We start from the raw sequence: 20883 nt of genomic DNA, 5'->3' as shown, positions 1-20883 counted from the left end.
ACAATAAACATTAAACCCTTGCGCTCCCGCCTGCTCAAACGGGCGCTACTTATACGAGCGCGGACATATCTGGTTTCCCGCAGTGAAAACCGACCGACTGGGTAATTGGATTCGCAATTTTATACTCTATAAAGCTCTAAGATACGCAAACATCAAGAATAAACGCGCCCCCTCCAAATATTAACTAGGCTTTAAATGTTCGCCTGATATGACACGCACGTCGCGAAGATGTTAAGCGGCGGAAATTATTAAGCGGCATTCGCACAAGCTAGCGTGGAAAATCCGGGCCCCCTTCTCCGGCTCGAATTGCATGATGCCTTTCCAGCGCAGGTTCACATGAGCCATGTTCTCCACAATTTCGCTTTATTTGCGGATGTCGGACCGCTGTCATCATGGGCAGTGTCTGGCGGCAGATAGGCGTGACCAGTCGCCATTCGGTAAAGGACACGTTCATGACTTCGATTCTTTCCTCACTGTCTGCTGTGCAGATTTCCAAGCTTTCCACGTCCACCATTGCCAGCCTAACCTCAGAAGACGTGAATGCCCTTGACAGCACCAAGATCAAGGCCCTCTCGTCGTCTCAGATCGCCTCTTTGAGCACAGATAACCTTGCGCTTTTCAGCTCTGAAGACCTCCGGGCCATTTCGGTAAGCGCCTTTAAGGGACTGACCCTGACCCAGATCGCAAAACTGAGCTCAGCTCAGATCAGCGGCCTGTCGGCGTCTCAGGTTACGGCACTTTACACCAGCCAGATCGACGCCCTCTCAACCGACCAGATCAAGGCTCTTAACTCGGCTCAGGTCGCCGGTCTCAACTCCGCACAGGTTGCAACCCTGAACAGCAGCGAACTGGCTCTGTTCTCGACCGACGAAATCAAGGCCATTAGCGCCAATGCAATTGCCGGCCTTTCTGCGGCTGCACTTGCTGCCCTCAGCACCGAAAACGCCGCCGCTCTGACAAAGTCTCAGATCGCCGCCCTGTCTTCGACGCAGCTGAACGCCCTGTCCTCCGACAGCCTTGCCACCTTCTCCGCCGATGAAGTCAAGGCCATCAGCACCAAGCTCCTCGCCAGCCTCGACGTCACCAAGCTGAGCACTGGCAACATCGCCGCCCTGAGTAGAACGCAGATTTCGGCACTGTCCTCGGCACAGTTCGCAGCTCTCTCGACCGATCAGATCAAGGCCCTCAACTCCGATCAGATCGCCGGTCTCAGCTCCGCACAGGTTGCGACCCTGAACAGCAGCGAACTGGCTCTGTTCTCGACCGACGAGATCAAGGCCATCAGCGCCAATGCCATCGCCGGTCTTACCCTGGCTGGTCTCGGCACCGAAAACGCCGCCGCTCTGACAAAGTCTCAGATCGCCGCCCTGTCTTCGACACAGCTGAACGCCCTGTCTTCCGACAGCCTTGCCACCTTCTCCGCCGATGAAGTCAAGGCCATCAGCACCAAGGCACTCGCTGGCATCGACGTCACCAAGCTGAGCACTGGCAACATCGCCGCCCTGAGCAGAACGCAGGCCGCAGCGCTTTCCTCGGCGCAGTTCGCAGCTCTCTCGACCGACCAGATCAAGGCCCTTACCTCCGATCAGGTCGCCGGCCTCAGCTCCGCACAGGTCGCCACCCTGAGCAGCAGCGAACTGGCTCTGTTCTCCTCCGACGAAATCAAGGCCATCAGCGCCAACGCCATCGCCGGTCTTTCCGCCGCAGCACTTGCTGGCCTCGGTACAGAAAACGCCGCGGCACTGACCAAGACGCAGATCGCCGGCCTGTCTTCGGCACAGCTTGGCGCCCTCTCCTCCGACAACCTTGCCACTTTCTCCGCCGATGAAGTCAAGGCAATCAGCACCAGAGCCCTCGCCGGTCTTGATGCCAGCAAGCTGAGCACTGGCAACATCGCCGCCCTGAGCAGGACGCAGATTTCGGCACTGTCCTCGGCACAGTTCGCAGCTCTCTCGACCGATCAGATCAAGGCCCTCAACTCCGATCAGGTTGCCGGTCTCAGCTCCGCCCAGGTTGCGACCCTGAACAGCAGCGAACTGGCACTCTTCTCGACCGACGAGATCAAGGCCATCAGCGCCAATGCCATCGCCGGTCTTACCCTGGCTGGTCTCGGCACCGAAAACGCCGCCGCTCTGACAAAAACGCAGATCGCCGGCCTGTCTTCGACACAGCTGAACGCCCTGTCTTCCGACAGCCTTGCCACCTTCTCCGCCGATGAAGTCAAGGCCATCAGCACCAAGGCACTCGCTGGCATCGACGTCACCAAGCTGAGCACTGGCAACATCGCCGCCCTGAGCAGAACGCAGGCCGCAGCGCTTTCCTCGGCGCAGTTTGCAGCTCTCTCGACCGATCAGATCAAGGCCCTTAACTCCGATCAGGTTGCCGGCCTCAGCTCCGCACAGGTCGCCACCCTAAGCAGCAGCGAACTGGCGCTGTTCTCGACCGACGAGATCAAGGCTCTCAGCGCCAATGCCATCGCCGGTCTTACCCTGACCGGTCTCGGCACCGAAAACGCTGCGGCATTGACCAAGACGCAGATCGCCGGCCTGTCTTCGACACAGCTCAACGCCCTGTCTTCCGACAGCCTTGCCACCTTCTCCGCCGATGAAGTCAAGGCCATCAGCACGAAGGCACTGGCAGGCCTCGACGTCAGCAAGCTGAGCACCGGTAACATCGCCGCCCTGAGCAGAACACAGGCCGCAGCACTTTCCACGGCGCAGTTCGCAGCTCTCTCGACCGATCAGATCACGGCCCTCGGCTCCGATCAGGTCGCCGGTCTCAGCTCCGCACAGGTTGCGACCCTGAACAGCAGCGAACTGGCACTCTTCTCGACCGACGAGATCAAGGCCATCAGCGCCAATGCCATCGCCGGTCTTTCCGCGGCGGCGCTCGCGGGCCTCGGCACCGCAAACGCCGCGGCACTGACAAAGACGCAGATCGCTGGCCTGTCTTCGGCACAGCTTGGCGCCCTGTCCTCTGATAGCCTTGCCACCTTCTCGACCGACGAGGTCAAGGCCATCAGCACCAAGGCACTCGCAGGCCTCGATGCCAGCAAGCTGAGCACCGATAACGTCGCCGCCCTGAGCAAAGCACAGGCCTCAGCGCTCTCTTCGGCACAGTTCGCGGCCCTGTCGACCGACCAGATCAAGGCCCTCAACTCCGATCAGGTTTCCGGCCTCAGCTCCGCACAGATCGCGACCCTGAACAGCAGCGAACTGGCACTGTTCTCGACCGATGAGATCAAAGCAATCAGCGCAAATGCCGTCGCCGGTCTCTCCACAGCTGCCATTGGTGGTCTGAACAGCGCCCAGGCCGGCGCTCTCTCGCCCCAGCAGCTCAAGGTCATGAACGATGCACAGGTCGAGGCGGTCATCAAAGCCTACAAGGCAGTATAAGACTTAAACGACCAGAAAACCTACGACGCGGCTCAGGGCCGCGTCGTAACATTTTAATTGCAGAATGCCCCAGAAGGACATTCAGTCTCTGTCATGGCAAAAATATCCATCATCGTTCCGGCCTTCAACATGGCCAGTCTTATCGGCGAGACACTCGACAGTGTTCTGCGTAATGAAACCGAAATGGATATCGTCGTTGTCGACGATGCCTCCACCGACAATACCTGCGACATCGTTGAGCAATACATGGCGCGGCACGCCAATATAAGGCTGATGCGCAGCGAGACGAACACCGGCCCGGGCGTCGCCCGCAACAGGGCGCTGGCGACAATCGACAGCGAATATTGCCTGTTTCACGATGCTGACGACCTCCTGCATGAGGGAGCCGTCGATACCGTTCTGCCCCTGATGGACGAGACGAATATCGATGTCGCGGCATTCAGATATAGCGTGCTGAGAACGGCCGGTGGCGCTCCTGGCGAAATGGCGCCTATCGACAAGAATATCTGGGATAGCGTCCTCGGTAGTCGCGACAGCGCCATGATCGATCTCGACTCGACCGCGCAATTCCTGGTGACGATCAACTACCCGTGGAACAAGATACTGCGGACATCTTTCATTCACCAGACGAAATGGCGCTTCTCCACGGCGCGGATCAACGAAGACATCCTGCCGCATTGGGCGGCCTATATGAATGCCGGGCGCTTTCTGGCCATTAACAGCAGCCTGACAACACATCGCCTCATCCCGGGACGGGAACAGCATACGAGCACTTTCGACGAGCGCCGACTTGAAATGTTCGCGGCGCTGAAAGACACCGAAAAGCTTTTCCTGGAAAATCCGATCTTCAGGGCAAAATATTACCCGATCTTCATCGTCTTCAAGGCAGGTCTGCTGGAATGGGCGGCCAAGCAGATGCGGGAGGACCTGCACGGTCTTTTCCGGGAATATGTCGCACATTCATACCAATACTTCACAGACGAAGACTTCGACAGTGTCTATAGGATAAACCCGTCAATCGCTCTGGCGAGCTACAGGATGAAACATTCCCGTCGCTAGACATGTGAGTGATCCTTATTGCGGCACGACAGCATCAACGCCTCAGAAGCCGGCGCCTGACTGGGAGAAACCTTCGCCCCGCCGGGCCGCTGGCTGATCTGGACACGCAACCCCGCCTCAAACACATCCAGCCACGGGCAAGTTACCTGCGATAGCTAAATACGGCCCATCAACAGGCCGTTTTTATCTTCGACCCTTTGTCGCCTTGCCGCAGGATGTCATGACCGCCAACCACGTCTCTCCTTCAAATGACGACACCGCTCCCAGCGCACTTGATCTTGCGCGGAACCAACGGTTAAGTCTCATGGATCTGCTGAGCGTGACCGAGGCGCTCAATGCCGCCGGCCAACGAGCCGCTGCTGTGGAACTCTACAAGACCTGGGTCGCATTCAACGACAACAATCCCGTCATTCATCTTGCCTATTTCAACTATGCCGTCGCGCTCAGCCAGCTCGGCGACCGCGCGGGCGCCGTACAGGCATTCCGCGCCTGTTTGAAGGCCAATCCGCAATTCGCTCCCGGCCATATCAATCTCGGCCGTGTCCTTGAAGACAGCGGGTTGATCGGCCAGGCAGTGGAACAGTGGTCGCACTATGCGGAGATGACGAAACATCTCGACGCCGAAGCGGTGGGCCATCGGCATATGGCCCTGCAGAACATCGGCCGGGTCCTCGAAGGCGCTGGAAAGCTTGATGACGCTGAGACCGCCTTGCTGCAGGCGTTCGAGCTGCGGCCGGAATTGCCGGAAGCAGGCCAGCACTGGGTGTCATTGCGGCAGCGGCAGTGCAAATGGCCGGTGCTTGCGCCCTCGAACCACGTCCCTGCCCGCAAGATGCTCGACGCCATGTCGTCGCTGACGCTGAGCTGTTACGCCGACGATCCGATGTTCCAGCTGGCCAAGGCATATCGCTATAGCAAAACGGTGGTCGGCACGCGCCCGGACCTAAGCCGTTTTCCACGCAGATCACCGAAGCAGAAGTCCGGGACCGGTGAGCGGCTGCGCGTCGGCTACCTCTCGTCGGATCTTCGCGACCATGCCGTGGGCTTCGCTCTTTGCGAGGTTCTGGAGTTGCATGACAAGAACAGCCTTGAGGTTTTCGCCTATTATTGCGGTAACGTCCGCAACACTGACAGCACGCAGGAGCGGATCAAGGCGGCGGTTCATTGCTGGCGGGATATCCATGGCCTCGACGATGCCGCGGCGGCATCGCAGATCATTTCCGACGACATTGATATCCTGATCGACGTGAATGGCTACACCAAGGACGCTCGCACGAAGATCTTCGCCTATCGTCCCGCGCCTGTTATCGTCAGTTTCTGCGGCTATCCCGGATCGATGGGAAGCCCCTTCCATCAATACCTGATCTCTGACGGCTACATGATCCCGCCGGAGAACGACATCTATTACTCCGAAAAGGTCCTGCGCATCGCCTGTGACCAGCCGCTTGACCGCAAGCGCCTAATCGCCGCCCGGCCAAGCCGGGCCGAGGTCGGACTGCCGGAGGATGCATTCGTTTATGCCAGCTTCAACGGAATGCAGAAGATTACCGAAAGCTGCTTTGCGCGATGGATGACGATCCTGTCTGAAACGCCGGGCAGCCTGTTGTGGCTGCTGGCGGGCGATGAAGATGTCAATCAACGCCTGCAAGGCATCGCAGAAAAAAGTGGCATCGCACCGGAACGGCTCGTATTTGCGCCGAAGGTCCCGAACCCGCAACATATTGCCCGTATCGGCGTCGCCGATCTGTTTCTGGATACGTTCCCTTATGGCGCTCACTCCACAGCCGCGGATGCGATAACATCCGGCCTGCCCGTCCTCACCATGTCCGGCAAGACATTTGCTGCGCGCTTCTGCGGCAGCATCGTCACTGCTGCGGGTGTTCCGGAAATGATTTGTTCTTCGCCGGAAGATTATGTCGCCCGCGCCATCGGTTTCGAACGCGACCGGAAGAGCCTTCTGGAGGTTAGAGAATCGATCGCCCGGCAGCGCGACACCAGCGTATTGCGCGATATCCCCGCTCTGGCGCAACGTCTGGAAGAGCTGTTCTGGCAGATGCAGGGCGAATGTGAGCGCGGCGAGACACCGGTGCCGGATCTCAGCAATCTCGATCTCTATTACGAACTGGGCGCGGAAGCCGTATTCGAGAACATAGAGTTTGAAGACGAGCAGAGCTACCGCAACCGCTACCTCAAGAAGCTTACCCAGTGGCACGACTATGCGCCAATTCCCTATGACCGTCGCCTCTGGCAGAAACCGGATAACTGAGCGCGGACTATTCTCGACCGGCCGGGGCACGCGCTGCACGGCAGCTCTTCGATGCAAATCTTGACCGCCCGCCGGGCGACGTATGAACAGGACTGATTATCAATGTTCGCGGACGAAAGAATTGTCATTGTGGGCGCCGGGCTTTCCGGCGCAGTCATTGGCCGGGAGCTTGCACTGGCAGGCCATATGGTCGACATCGTCGACGCCCGCGATCACATTGCCGGCAATTGCCACACCGAACGCGACAGTGAGACTGGCGTCATGGTGCATGTTTACGGTCCGCATATCTTCCATACCGACGACAAGGAAGTCTGGGACTATGTGAACGGCTTCCAGACGTTCATGCCCTACAAGAACCGCGTCAAGACGACGAGCGGCGAGCGCGTCTATTCGCTGCCGGTCAATCTGCATACGATCAACCAGTTTTTCGGCAAGAATTTCCGACCCGATGAAGCCCGGGCCTTCATCGAGGAAAAGGCCGACAAGTCGATTACCGACCCACAGACCTTTGAGGAGCAGGCGCTACGCTTCGTCGGCCGCGATCTCTATGAAGCCTTCTTCAAGGGATATACCGAGAAGCAATGGGGCTGCTCGCCGACAGAGCTGCCTGCCTCGATCCTGAAGCGCCTGCCGGTGCGCTTCAACTATGACGACAACTACTTCTTCCACAAATATCAGGGCATGCCGGAAACCGGCTATACGGACATGATCGAGCGCATCCTCGATCATCCGAACATCACCGTCAGGCTTGGCACACATTTCCAGCGCACCGAGGCGCCCGCCTCCGGGCACGTTTTCTATTCCGGTCCGCTTGACGGTTATTTCGACTTCGAATTCGGCCGCCTGGCATACCGGACGCTGAACTTCGAACGCTTCACCTATGACGGCGACTACCAGGGCTGCGCGGTGATGAACTATGGCGATGTTGCGGTACCCTTTACCCGCATCACCGAACACAAGCACTTTTCTCCGTGGGAGGAACATGCAGGCTCCGTCTGCTACAGGGAGTTCTCCCATGAATGCGGCCCACAGGACATTCCCTATTATCCCATCCGGCTGGTCGAAGACAAAGAACAGCTTGCCGAATATGTGGCGCGTGCCGAACGGGAAGCGTCGGTAACCTTTGTCGGACGGCTGGGGACCTATCGTTATCTCGACATGGATGCGACCATTCGAGAGGCGCTCGATACCGCCCGCCTCTATCTCGCCAGACAATCGGAGGGCGCACCCATGCCGGCATTTCTGCATTCGCCCGTCTGAAACGGATCTGTCGCGTTCTTCTCCATAACACGCGCCGGCTTTACCGGAGCTCGCCGACGTTTTGCCGCGACGGCATAACGTCCCTCGCCGGCGGCGTTAAAGACAAGTATCGCAAAGGGAGATCGGCTGAGACGTAGCAACTTCAGGTTCAGGCAAGCCCGATTGCGTAATCAACATCTGAAAAATGGTGGACCCGAATAACCGATGCCCCTTTGGGGGGGCTTGGGCGGAAAATCCACCTGTTAAGCTTGGACTTTAGGATTTTTCAGACATGACGTCGATCATTTCTTCCCTGAATGTCAATCAGATCAGATATCTTTCGACAGAGGCGGTCGCAGCCTGGACAACCGACGACGTGGCGTCGCTTTCCACAACGCAGATCAAAGCGCTCTCGTCGGCTCAGATCGCGGCGTTGGATGTAGAGGATGTCAAAGTCCTCAACTCGCAACAGTTGAGCGCCATTTCGCAGGTCGCCATCGTTGGCCTGACGCTGGATCAACTCAATATTCTCGATCAATACGCCATTAAAAGTCTGAATTCGAGCCAGGTTTCTGCGCTCACCACCACCCAGCTTCAGGCCCTGACGACCGATCAAGCGGAGGCTTTGACCTCATCTCAGGTGCGCGCCCTCAGTGCGACGCAAATTGCCGCCCTGAGCGCGGAAGATATCGCAACATTCTCAACCGCTGATATGGCCGCGATCACGAACAGAGCCGTGCCGGGCCTGAGCACGGAAGTGATTGCAGGTCTGACCCCGGATCAAATCGCGGCCCTGAGCACAAGCGCCGTTGCAAGCCTGACAACCGACCAGATCGCGGTCCTGAGCCCGGATCAGGCCGAAGCCCTTACGCCGGCACAGGTCAGGGTGTTGAGCTCGATGCAACTCGCGGCCCTCGGCACAGATGACATAGCGACATTCTCCACCGCCGACATCGCGGCGATTACCGTCAAAGCCATGCCGGGCCTCAGCACCGAAGCAATCGCAGAGTTTGCGCCTGATCGGATCGCCGCCCTCAATGCAAGTGCGATTGCGGGTCTGACAATCGACCATATCGAAAGCCTGAGCACCGCCCAGATCGCCGCATTGACGACGGCTCAGATTGCCGCGCTCAAAACAACGCACATCGCCGCCTTAAGCACGAGCCAGGTCGAAGCCCTGTCACCGGCACAGGTGAGATCGTTGAGTGCGGCACAATTCGTGGCCCTGAGTGCGGAGGATATAGCGACATTCTCAACCGCCGATATCGCGGAGATTACCGCCAAAGCCATGCCACGTCTGGGCACGGAGACGATCGGCGCGCTTACCAGAGATCAGGTCGCCGCATTGACGACGGCCCAGATGAACGCGCTTGGCGTCGCGCAATTCCAGGCCCTGAGCGCTGCTCAGATCGAGGCCCTGTCAACCGCTCAGATTGCCGCCCTCAACACAGGGGTGATCGCAAACCTGATCGCCGATCAGATCGAAGCCTTTAGTACCCAGCAGGTCGAAGCCCTGTCCTCGGCGCAGGTGAAGCTGCTGAACTCGGTACAACTTGCGGCTCTGAGCGCGGAGGACATAGCAACATTCTCGACCGCCGATATTGCGGCGATCACGAGTAAGGCCATGGCCGGCCTCAGCACGGACGCAATCGCGGCGCTGACCACCGCCCAGATCGCAGCCCTGACCACCAGCGCCATCGCCGGCCTGACGGCCGATCAGGTCGAAGCATTGAGCACCGGCCAGGTCGAGGCCCTGTCGCCGACACAGGTGAAGTCACTGAGTTCAACGCAAATTGCGGCCCTGAGCATTGAAGATCTGGCGACATTCTCGACCGCCGATATCGCAGCCATCACCAATAGAGCCATGCCGGGCCTGAACACGGATGTTATCGCAGCCCTTACCACGGCTCAGATCGGTGCCCTGAGCACCAGTGCTATTACCGGCCTGACCTCCGACCAGATCGAAGCCCTGAGCGGCAATCAGGTCAGCCTTCTATCCGCCGCGCAGATCAAGGCATTGAGCGCAGCACAGGTCGCCGCTCTCGGCAACGATGTGACCGCCTTGTCCACCAACCAAACAGCCATGTTGAGTGCTGCGGGCGTCAAGGGTCTGACCACGGATCAGATTGCAGCCCTCAGCATCGATCAGTTCTCGGCCTTGACCACCGTCCAGATCGGAGCTCTCAGCTCGGGACAGATTGCGGCATTGAGCACGGACAATATCGCATCGCTTTCCGTCGCCCAGCTCGCGGCAATGAGCACCTCTGGCATCGTCGGACTTTCGAGCAGCCAGATCGCCGCCCTCAGCACCGATCAGGTTTCCAGACTGTCGACCAAGCAGATGGGGCGGCTGAGCGCGGCACAGGTCGCCACCCTTGGTACAGACGACATAGCCGCTCTTTCAACCGCCCAGATTGCCTCCCTGAGCGCTGCGGGCATTGCGGGACTTAGCTCGCAGCAACTGGCGACCCTCAGCACCAGCCAGGCTGAAGCCCTGACGAGTGCGCAGATCGTCAATCTCGGCTCCACACAGATTGCGCAGCTGGGAACGGACGATCTGGCGAAATTCACGACCAAGGACATCGCCGCGATCAGTTCAAGTGCGATCTCAGGATTGTCGGCGGAGACCATCGCCTCCCTGACGACAGCCCAGATTGCCGCCCTGAATATGCAAAGCATCGCTGCGTTGAGCACCGTGCAGATCGCCGCCCTGAGCATCGCCCAGGTCGAGGCCTTGACCACCGCCCAGGTCAGCGCTCTCAGCTCCAAACAGATAGCGGCCTTGAGCGCGGACGACATTGCAACATTCTCGACCAAGGACATCGCCGCGATCAGTCCGAATGCGGTCGCGGGTTTATCAACGGAAACCATGGCGTCGCTGACGACAGCCCAGATTGCAGCGCTGAGCACGGCGGGCATTGACGCACTGAGCACCGGGCAGGTCGCCGCCTTGAGTACCGCTCAGGTCGAGGCCTTGACCAGCGCCCAGGTCGGCGCACTCAGCTCGACGCAGGTAGCGGCCCTGGGCGCAGACGATATCGCAACGTTCTCGACCAGAGACATTGCCGCGCTCAGTTCGAATGCGGTCCCGGGCCTGTCAACGCAAACCATAGCGTCGCTGACAACAGCGCAGATCGCCGCGCTGAGTACGGCCGGCATCGGCGCGCTGAGCACGGGACAGGTCGCCGCCTTGACTGGCGATCAGGTGGACGTTCTGACCAATACCCAGATTGCTGCGCTCACCTCCAAACAGGTTGCGGCTCTCAGCGTGGCTGACATTGCCTCGCTTTCGGCGGCCCAGATCGCCGCCCTCAGCACCGGCGGTATAACGGGCCTGACCACTGATCAGATCGCGGCCCTCGACACCACGCAGGTCGAGGCCCTGACCGATATCCAGGTCGGTGCTCTCAGCTCGAAACAGATTGCAGTCTTGAGTACGGATGACATAGCAACGTTCTCGACCAAGGACATCGCGGCGATCAGTTCGAATGCCATCCCAGGTCTGTCAGCGGAAACCGTGGCGTCGATGACCACGGCTCAGATCGCAGCGTTGAGCACGGCCGGCATTGGTGGACTGAACACCGGACAGGTCGCCGTCCTGACCAGTGATCAGGTGGACGCCCTGATCAGTACCCAGGTGGGCGCCCTCACCTCCAAACAGGTTGCCGCTCTCAGCGTGGCCAGCATCGCCTCGCTTTCGGCAACCCAGATAGCCGCTCTCAGCACGGCGGGCATAACGGGCCTGACCACTGACCAGATCGCGGCCCTCAACACCGCTCAGGTCGAGGCCCTCACCAGTGCTCAGATCGGTGCTCTCAGCGCAAAACAGATTGCGGCGCTTAGCGCCGATGATCTTGATACATTCACCGCCGCCGAACTGGCTGCCATCAGCTCGAGTGCAATCTCGGGCCTGTCGACGGCTGCAATCGCTTCGCTGACGACAGCTCAGATCGCGGCCCTGGGCACGGCGGCGCTACCCGGCCTGACCACCGACCAGATCGCGGCACTCAGCATCACCCAGGTCGAGGCCCTCACCAGCGCCCAGGTCGGCGCCCTCACCTCCAAGCAGGTTGCGGCTCTCAGCGTAGCCGGCATCGCCTCGCTTTCAGCAGCCCAGATCGTGGCCCTCAGCACGGCGGGCGCGGCAGGCCTGACCGCTGATCAGATCACGGCCCTCAACACCGCTCAGGTCGAGGCCTTCACCAGCGCTCAGATCGGTGCTCTCGGTTCGAAACAGATTGCGGCCCTTGGCGCCGATGATCTCGATACATTCACCGCCGCTGAGCTGGCTGCCATCAGCTCGAGTGCGGTCTCGGGCCTGTCGGCAGCAACGATCGCTTCGCTGACGACAGCTCAGATCGCAGCCTTGGGTGCGGCGGCAATGCCGGGCCTGACCACGGACCAGATCGCCGCCCTCGGCACCGGTCAGGTGAACGCGCTGACCAATGCCCAGATCGCCGCCCTCACCTCCAAACAGGTTGCGGCTTTGGATACGGCCGACATCGCCTCCCTTTCCGTAAACCAGATAGCTGCTCTGGACGCCAAGGCGATCGCAGGCCTTGGCAGCGCGCAGACCGGCGCGTTGAGCATTGAACAGGTTCAGGCATTATCCACCCGTCAGATCGCATCGTTGAATTCGGATGCACTCAAGGGCCTGTCTGCGGAGATGCTGGAAACCTTCTCGACAGAAGAACTCGCCGCGATCGGCTCAAGCGCGATAAAGGGACTGTCCACGGGCTTTATCGCCGCTCTTTCCACCGCTGAGGTCGCAGCCCTCAGTACGGCTGGCGTCGCCGGATTGACTGGCGATCAGATCAACGCCCTTGGCAGGGATCAGATCGAAGCACTCTCTACAAGCCAGATCACCGCATTAAGTTCGGCCGGACTTGCGGGGTTGACGACTGAAGATCTGGCAACATTCTCGACCGGCGAGCTTGCTGCCATCAATTCGACGGCGATCAGGGGGTTGTCCACCGCCGTTGTAGCGTCCCTGTCGCCTCAGGAGATCGCCGCCTTGACGACAAGCCAGGTGGCCTCGCTGAGCTACGGCCAGATGGCGGCAATGGGATCTGCGCAAATCGGAGCGCTGTCACTGTCCCAGGTCAGCGCCCTCAATGCGATGCAGGCAGCCGCGCTTGGCGGCGACGACCTCACAACATTTTCCACCGAGCAGATCATTAGCTTGAGTTCGAGCGCGATCTCGGGATTGAGCACCGGTACGCTCGCTGCCTTGACAACATCCCAGGCGGCCGCCTTCACGCCAGGTCAGATCGCCGCCATGACCTCGGCGCAGGTTACGGCATTAAATAGCGCAAAGCCCACAAACAGCTCCGTGCAGGATATCGCCTCCTTCATCTCAACCACCGAGCAGCAGGCTGCGACCCCGGACAGTGCGGCCGGGACCGACACATCAGCGAACGCTTCGAGTGAGACGCAGGAGGCGTCTGACGTCGCTGCAACCATTTTGTCCTACCTGGACGTCTGACTTTCGCTCGCGAGCAGACCTGAAAACCGGTGAAGCCCCAGCCGGCTTGACCACCATGCAAGCGCATAGATGGATGGCAGTTCCGGGCTCATGTCGCCCAAAAGCAGAACACCGGGGATCAGGTTCCAAAACCTCCGATCCCCGGTGCCAATGTTCAAAGCGGTGCTTTCAGTCCCTCAGCTGAGGCCGGCATAAGAGCGGGACAGGGATCAAAACTCCTCCCAATTATCCGCCGCGGTATTCAGTGCCGCATTGCCGGAAAACGCAGCCTTGATCCTGCCGCCCAGGGCGCGGGCGGGAGAACGAGCGGGCCTGTCGGCAGGTGAAGCCGAACGCACTGGCGCAGCGGCCTCGCTGAACGAACCTTCCGACAGTTTGAACTGGGCGATGAGCCCGTTCAGCGAAGACGCCTCGCGCGCAAGGCCGTGGCTGGCGGCAGTGCTTTCTTCCACCATGGCGGCGTTCTTCTGGGTGTCCTGATCCATCTGGTTCACGGCCGTATTGATCTGCTGAAGACCTGAGGATTGCTCCTGCGCCGATTCCGCGATGGCCGCAACGTGCCGGTTGATTTCCTTCACCTCCGTCACGATCAGTTCCAGCGCCCTGCCGGTTTCGCCAACCAGCTGTACACCCTGCTGAACCTGACCGTTCGATGTCGTGATCAGGTTCTTGATCTCCTTGGCGGCACCGGCGGAGCGCTGCGCCAGTTCGCGAACCTCCTGCGCGACAACGGCAAAACCCTTGCCCGCCTCTCCCGCACGGGCTGCTTCAACGCCCGCATTCAGCGCCAGAAGGTTGGTCTGGAACGCGATCTCGTCGATCACGCCGATAATGTTGGAAATCTCATTGGCGGATGTCGCGATCTGCTCCATTGCCGCGACGGCCTGCTGCACCACCTCCCCGGACTTTTCAGCGCCGACTTTTGCGCGGCCGACGAGGTGACCCGCTTCCTGCGCCCGTTTCGTGGCGTCTTTCACCGTCGTGGTGATCTCTTCCAGCGCAGCCGCAGTCTCTTCAACGGCGGCGGCCTGCTGCTCCGTGCGTCTCGCCAGATCGTCTGCCGCAGACCTGATCTCGTTGGCGCCGGCATCAATGCCGCGTGCGTTCTGCGCCACCTGGCTCAAGGTCGACTGCAACTGCTCCGCAGCCCGGTTGAAATCACCACGGATACCGTCAAGGCCGGAGACGAATGGCTGAACGATCCGGTAGGTAACGTCGCCCTGGGCAATCTTCGAAAGGGCTGTGGCAAGATTGTCGACGGCAAACTGTACATCGGCAGCTTCCCTGGCCTTCTGTTTCTCGCGCTCGATCCGGTCCTTTTCCGAAGTCGACCGGTTGGCCTCCGTTTCATTCTCAAGCCGGAGGCGCTCGATTGCGCCTTCGCGAAATGCCTGAACGGCGGCGGCCATCTGGCCAACTTCATCCCTGCGATCCATTCCGGCGATTTCGCTCGCCGTATCACCCGCCGCCAGCGATTCCATGCGTGCACGAAGCCGCGCAATCGGGGTGGTGATGCCTCGGGAGGAAACAAGCAGGCCAAGTGCGATCACAGCCAGAGAAACGAGCGCGAGCGTAATCAAACCCGTCCAGATCGTCGTATTGGTGCTGGCTGTGAGGCGCTCTCTCCCCTCATTCATGACCTGGATGAGCTGCTCATTGCCAGCGCTGATCTTTGGCGAGACTTCGGCAATTTTTCGAAGCACGTTGAGCGCCATCTGCTGCGCTTCGGCGCGTTGCCCTGCCTGCATGAGGGCGATGACCTGATTGCCGATCTCTTCGACTTCGACAACACCCTTGAGGATATCGCGGGCGGCATCCGTGCGCGCCGGCACCAGCTCCATGATCTTGTTCTGGCGTTCCTCGAGCTGCTTCCGGTCGGCTCTGAAGGTTTTGACGGCAGCTTCGAAATCACCACTGGCCGGGTCGTTGAGGCTGGCGCGAAGCATCTGCATGCCGAGCGCATTGAGGTTTCCGCTGGTTCTGGCGTTCAGAACCGCAGCAAGGGCCTCATGGCCGATGAAGTCGCTATAGACGTTGTCGGTTTTTTGATATTGCAGGCTGACGTAGCTTATTCCGGAAAGCGACATTAGGCTCATCAGCGAGATGACAAAAACGACCTTCGTTTTTATCTTGGTATTCTTCAGGAAAGACATGAATGGCCTCAAGGCAAGCACTCCTCCAGCCGCCCTCGCGGGAGGCCGGGGAATATATGATGAAACATCGCGGGTAGCTGTTGCCCCTCCTCATAGGGCGACAAGCGAGCGCCATTTTCGAACCGCCGCCAGGCAGGTCGAGGAGGCTTCACTTGTTCTACCGGCTCCGCCGATGAAACCTTGGAACCTGCGTATTTTAGATTTCACAAAATCACTAAATGAAGTGTTACCCGGACTATGCAATTGCTGACAATCCGCTGCACCGCAAACCCGTTCAGGCATCATTTTCACGTGTAGCGGCGGCCTCTGCGGCTATGCCGGAAACCGACGCCGCAAGGCTGACCGACACCGCGGTGACTCAGCCCCGCAACGGATGATTTTTCGGATATTTCTCACGTCAGGTCATGAAGGGCTTTGCCGAGCGGAGGTCCAACACGGAACTCGGAAAACCTGACCTCCAGCCCCTCGCGCTCCGGTGTGCAGCACATGGGCCCGACCTGATAAAATTGCGATTTTGGAAACGGGCAAAGTTTCAGAAGAGGCCAGCGGATTCCATCAGCGGATGTTTGAACGCGCAGCACGCCATCCGCAACGGTGACGCGCAGATACAGATCAGACGCGTCGCCTGCGTAGGCAGTTGTGGACCAGTCCGAGCGACCCAGAGTCAGCACATTGCCGATGCAGGCAACACCGTCCGACAACTCGATGCCTGCCTTGATCCAGTGTGACTCATCGATCCGGACCATGATCCCTGCCTGATCGTACAGTTCCTCATAACGTCCATGGATCCGCAATGAAGCGGTGAAATCCCCCTGCCATTCCATTCCGAAGAAGTGCCCGCTATCCCGCGTAAAGCCATAGTAGGTCTCACGCCAGAAATCGGAGCCTTTATCAGTGGTTACGTAGAGGACCTGGTTATCGAGCGACCATTGCTGCGGCTCATTATGCCAAACACACCTCTCGAACATGGGTATCCCTAGCTTCGTTCATACGACGGAATCGGTGGAGTTATACGTCGAGAGAGGTTGGCTGGCCAGCACACACGCATCTGCGATCGGCAAGCTTAGAAGCCGCGAAGGCACCAGCAGCACAAGCAAAAGCAGCGTAAAGCCTCCGGCCAATAGGAGCATCTCGCCAAAGGCAAGCCAGAAGAGAGCTCGCCATCTGCCTTCACGCGTTACCTTTCAGAACATATTCGTTTATCAGGAGGATGTTCAGCAATATCGCGACCTGCGCGGGTTCAAGCAGCGCGTCGTCGAAGTAGCTGAGGTCCGCGCAAGCCTGCCGGCCCTTGTCGAACAGGGCCGCAAGCAAACGGTGCGCATCAAGATCGATGGAGCCGGCGAGTTCGAGGCAGCCCGAGTCCGGCGGCATGAAGGCGGTGTCGAAATCGGCGCAATAGATGTCCAGCATCGCAATTGGTCTAGCGGATGGAAGGATTTGAACGCCCTATTTTGCGTGCAAGGCTCAGGCATTTAAAAGGGGCGATCAAGGACCGCCCCCGACGGAATATTCCTGTTTCAGTCCGCTTACGCAGGACGCTCCTCGCCTGCATTCGGTCGCCAGGTAATCAACCTCTTCTCCGCAAAGTCCAGAATGAGGTCAATAACAAGAACAAAGACCGCGAGGATGATGATGCCCGCAAAAACGCCGACCGCATCGAAGTTTCCTTCCGAGCGGGCGATCAGGTAACCGAGGCCAGCGGAAGCTCCCAGATATTCGCCGATGATTGCGCCGACCACCGCAAATCCGACGGAAGTGCGCAACGACGATAAGATCCAGCTCGCCGCCGCCGGGAAATAGACATGACGCAGCAGATCCGAGCGCTTCGCACCAAGAATGCGGGTATTGGAAAGCACGACCGGGTTCACTTCGCGCACGCCCTGCATGGCGTTGAAGAACGTGACGAAGAAGACGAGCGTAACCGCAAGCGCAACCTTCGACCACAGGCCAAGACCGAGCCAGAGCACGAAGATCGGGGCCAGAACGACACGCGGAATGGCATTCACGGCCTTGATGAACGGATCAAGCACCCGGGCGACGAAGGGGCTGAGGCCCAGCCAGACGCCGGCGCCGACGCCGAGACCTGTTCCGATGAGATAGCCAAGCACCGTTTCGCTCAGCGTGATGCCGACATGCTTGTAAAAACCGGCATCGGCAACCCAGTCAATCACCTGTTTGACGATGTCATAGGGCGCGGGAAAGAAGAAGCGGTCGATGGCGCCCGAGGTGACACCGAGCTGCCACCCGCCCAAGAGCACGACCAGAAGAACGATCTGGATGATACGAACATTAGCGGCTTGCATAGCTTTTCTCCACTTCGCCACGCAGGGACGCCCATATATCGCGATAGAGCGTCATGAATTTTGGATCGAGTTTGATTTCCGCAACGTTGCGGGGCCGTTCAAGATCGACAGGGAAACTCTCGATGACTCGGCTTTTCGGGCCTGCAGCGAGAACGACAACCCGGTCTCCGAGCGCAATCGCCTCTTCCAGATCATGGGTGATCATCACCACCGCACGGCGATCCTCCTGCCACAGGCGCAGCAATTCGTTCTGCATGAGGTGGCGGGTATGAATATCCAATGCGGAGAAGGGTTCATCCATCAGGATGACCTTCGGCTCGGTAATGAGCGCCTGCGCCATCTGCACGCGTTTGCGCTGTCCACCGGAGAGCTGGTGCGGAAAACGGTCTCCGAAACCCTTCAGGCCAACCTTTTCAAGCCAGGCCTGAACCTTGGCGCGCCGCTCATTTTCGGGAACGCCGCGGAACATCAAGCCAAGCTCGACATTCTGAAACGCGGTCTTCCAGGGAAGAAGCGCGTCCTGCTGGAACAGATATCCGATGTTGTTCTGTACGCCCTTGACGAGCGAACCGTCGATGGAAACCTTGCCCTGCGCTGGCTTCAACAGGCCCGCGATGGCGTTGAGAATGGTGGACTTTCCGCATCCCGTCGGCCCAACGATGGAGAGAAACTCGCCATCGCCGACCTTGAGATTTACGTTTTGCACGGCAACAAACGAACCGAACGCCATGGTCACGTCGTCGATTGCCACCATCGGCTGGGGTTTGAGTTCCGTCACGGGTTCTAGCTTTCTGGCTGGCGAAGACATGGCGGCCTCTCAGTTTGCGGCCTTCGAGGCCGCGGCCTCGACGAACTTGTTGGTGTAGGTGGTGTTGAGGTCGATCGTCGCCTTTGCGACCGCATCGTTGAAGCTTTTCAGGACGGCCAGCGGCGTTTCGAGATCGGCAGGCTCAAACTTGCCATCTTCGGAGAAGATCGCCTTGGCCGCTTCAACTGCCTTGATATAGGTCTGCTTGTCTCCGGACACGAAATCATCGGGAAGCTTTGCGACGATTTCTTCCGCAGAATGCTGCTTCATCCAGTGCAGAGCCCGAACCGTTGCATTGGTGACCTTCTGGATCACTTCGGGATTGGCGTTGATATAATCCTGCGTCGCGTAAAGAACTGATGTCGGATAGATGCCGCCGTAGACATCCTTGGCGCCCTGATCACTACGGGCATCGATGAGGATCTTGCCGAGCCCGCGCTCCACGACGATGGTCGCGGCAGGGTCGTAATTGACGAGCAGATCGATCTTGCCCTGCTGCAGGGCTGCAACGGCCGCAGCGCCCGAACCGACACCGATGATGGAAATGTCGTTGTCGCTGAGATTATGCTGCTTCATGTAGTAGCGAATGAAGAAGTCCGAAGAGGAGCCGGGCGACGTGATGCCGACCTTCTTGCCCTTGATCGTCTCGGGCTTGGCCGGATCGAAATCGGTGTCGCTCTTGCCGGCGAGAACCAGACCCGAGTTACGGGCGAGCTGCACGAAGCCGACCACGTGCTTGTTCTGCGACTGCATCTGGATCGTATGATCGTAGAAACCCACGGCAACGTCGGTGGAACCGGCAACCAGTGCCTGAAGCACCTTCGAGCCGCCCTGGGCAAAGTTCTCGGTCGTTACATCAAGGCCTTCCTCCTTGTAGAAGCCTAGACTGGCGGCCACGGGGAAAGGCAGGTTGTTGAGGTTATACGAGCCAACGCTCATTCTGACGGATTCGGCATTGGCGGATGCCGCCAGCGCACAGAGCGCGGCGGTTGCAAGCAGATATTTACGCATAAGGGTCTCCTCCCGGTTTAACTATATTTTGCGCCACTATGGCCGCGTCTAGGCTGCGTCTTCAATCGCAGCGGTTGGTTTGGCGAAGGCAAAGCCTTCGAAAAGCCTGCGCGCCGTTCTTACAAGTCCGGCCGTTATTGCGCCGTTTCGCATTTCCAGCTGCACGTCGAGGCAGCCGGCGGGATGTTCGATGCGGATCTGGGTGGGCACCGAAAGACCTCCGGCCACATCATATGCGACGGAGCCTTTGGTGACAGCCGCCGTTGCGATGCCAACAGCACCGGTCGTCGCCAATGCAGGATGACACTCGTTGGGCATGAAGTACCGTACCGAGAGAGTGCCACCTTTACGGGCGGGCGCAACGAGCACCGGTTTCGGAATGACCATGTCTTTTACATCACCCATTCCCATCAACTTTCCAGCCTCAATGCGGATGCGCGTCATCCGTTCAATAAGGTCTTTGTTGGCGCTCAGGGTTTGCGGATCCTCGTAACCCGTCATGCCGAGATCTGCTGCGCGGATGAGAACCATCGGAATGGCGCAGTCTATGGCAGTCACGTTGACCCCATCGATCACGTCAACCGGCTTTCCGGTGGGCAGCAGCTTGCCGGTTTTCGCACCTGCTGCATCCATGAATGTCAACGCGATGGGCGCCGCCAGGCCCGGAACACCGTCGATCGAGGCGTCGCCGAGATAAATAACCTCGCGGCCGCGTGTCGGGACCTTCGCCTCGATCAGCTTGCCGGTATTCACGTTATGAATTCTCACAAGAGTATCGTTGCCCTGCGCTTCGACAAGCCCCGCTTCGATGGCGAAGGGGCCGACGGCGGCCAGCATGTTTCCGCAGTTTGGCGAATAGTCGACATACTGCCTGTCGGTCCGAACCTGTGCGAACAGATAATCTATGTCGGCGCCCCTGACCGTGGAAGGTCCGATAATCGCAACTTTGGACGTGACCGGATTGCCCCCGCCAATGCCGTCGATCTGCAACGGATGGCCCGACCCCATGATGGAAAGAAGGGCCGCGTCCCGGTCTGCTCGATCACGCGGAAGATCGGATGCAAGAAAGAACGGTCCACGCGACGTTCCACCGCGCATCAGCACACAGGGTATCTTCAGCAGATCGTTCATGGGTTGCCTCAATATTGCATTTGGCGGATC

The 20883-nt window shown here is 59.1% G+C and carries 12 protein-coding genes; 5 read left to right on the top strand and 7 right to left on the bottom strand.

Features of this window, described 5'->3' with window-relative positions:
* Positions 1-452: 452 nt before the first annotated feature.
* The 5 genes from MRBLRC7O_RS19050 to MRBLRC7O_RS19030 all read left to right on the top strand — a co-directional run bounded on the left by MRBLRC7O_RS19050 (position 453) and on the right by MRBLRC7O_RS19030 (position 13444).
* Positions 453-3395, top strand: coding sequence for a beta strand repeat-containing protein (locus tag MRBLRC7O_RS19050; RefSeq protein WP_367727529.1), 2943 nt, complete (start codon positions 453-455; stop codon positions 3393-3395).
* 93 nt (positions 3396-3488) lie between these two features.
* Positions 3489-4454 (top strand): glycosyltransferase, encoded by a 966-nt coding sequence (locus tag MRBLRC7O_RS19045; RefSeq protein WP_060727542.1) that lies wholly within the window; start codon positions 3489-3491, stop codon positions 4452-4454.
* A 220-nt stretch (positions 4455-4674) separates the two neighbouring features.
* Entirely contained in the window at positions 4675-6720 is a 2046-nt protein-coding gene (locus MRBLRC7O_RS19040; RefSeq protein ID WP_077998768.1) for an O-linked N-acetylglucosamine transferase, SPINDLY family protein, read from the top strand.
* A gap of 102 nt (positions 6721-6822) precedes the next feature.
* Positions 6823-7980, top strand: coding sequence for a UDP-galactopyranose mutase (gene glf / locus MRBLRC7O_RS19035; RefSeq protein WP_003510423.1), 1158 nt, complete (start codon positions 6823-6825; stop codon positions 7978-7980).
* Positions 7981-8251: 271 nt separating this feature from the next.
* On the top strand, positions 8252-13444 hold the full coding sequence (locus tag MRBLRC7O_RS19030) for a beta strand repeat-containing protein (protein WP_112540336.1): 5193 nt from the start codon (positions 8252-8254) through the stop codon (positions 13442-13444).
* Positions 13445-13653: 209 nt separating this feature from the next.
* Here the strand turns inward: MRBLRC7O_RS19030 and MRBLRC7O_RS19025 are convergent, their stop codons facing one another.
* The 7 genes from MRBLRC7O_RS19025 to MRBLRC7O_RS18995 all read right to left on the bottom strand — a co-directional run bounded on the left by MRBLRC7O_RS19025 (position 13654) and on the right by MRBLRC7O_RS18995 (position 20853).
* Positions 13654-15597: a methyl-accepting chemotaxis protein gene (locus tag MRBLRC7O_RS19025; RefSeq protein ID WP_060727545.1), complete on the bottom strand. Its 1944-nt coding sequence runs from the start codon at positions 15595-15597 to the stop codon at positions 13654-13656.
* A 392-nt stretch (positions 15598-15989) separates the two neighbouring features.
* A complete protein-coding gene (locus tag MRBLRC7O_RS19020) occupies positions 15990-16565 on the bottom strand; it encodes a DUF1349 domain-containing protein (protein WP_060727546.1) in 576 nt (191 codons plus the stop codon).
* A 202-nt stretch (positions 16566-16767) separates the two neighbouring features.
* Entirely contained in the window at positions 16768-17010 is a 243-nt protein-coding gene (locus MRBLRC7O_RS19015; RefSeq protein ID WP_003510191.1) for a hypothetical protein, read from the bottom strand.
* 116 nt (positions 17011-17126) lie between these two features.
* On the bottom strand, positions 17127-17903 hold the full coding sequence (locus tag MRBLRC7O_RS19010) for an ABC transporter permease (RefSeq protein ID WP_060727547.1): 777 nt from the start codon (positions 17901-17903) through the stop codon (positions 17127-17129).
* Entirely contained in the window at positions 17890-18657 is a 768-nt protein-coding gene (locus tag MRBLRC7O_RS19005; RefSeq protein ID WP_003510194.1) for an ABC transporter ATP-binding protein, read from the bottom strand. Before MRBLRC7O_RS19005 ends, MRBLRC7O_RS19010 begins: the two co-directional genes overlap by 14 nt.
* A 63-nt stretch (positions 18658-18720) precedes the next feature.
* On the bottom strand, positions 18721-19722 hold the full coding sequence (locus MRBLRC7O_RS19000; protein WP_060723752.1) for an ABC transporter substrate-binding protein: 1002 nt from the start codon (positions 19720-19722) through the stop codon (positions 18721-18723).
* A 48-nt stretch (positions 19723-19770) separates the two neighbouring features.
* On the bottom strand, positions 19771-20853 hold the full coding sequence (locus MRBLRC7O_RS18995) for a 4-oxalomesaconate tautomerase (protein WP_003510198.1): 1083 nt from the start codon (positions 20851-20853) through the stop codon (positions 19771-19773).
* Positions 20854-20883 lie beyond the last annotated feature (30 nt).

This window comes from Agrobacterium radiobacter, assembly GCF_040801995.1.
Classification (GTDB): Bacteria; Pseudomonadota; Alphaproteobacteria; order Rhizobiales; family Rhizobiaceae; genus Agrobacterium; species Agrobacterium radiobacter.
Note: the sequence above shows the minus strand (reverse complement) of the source record. Positions and strands in the feature narration are given on the sequence as shown.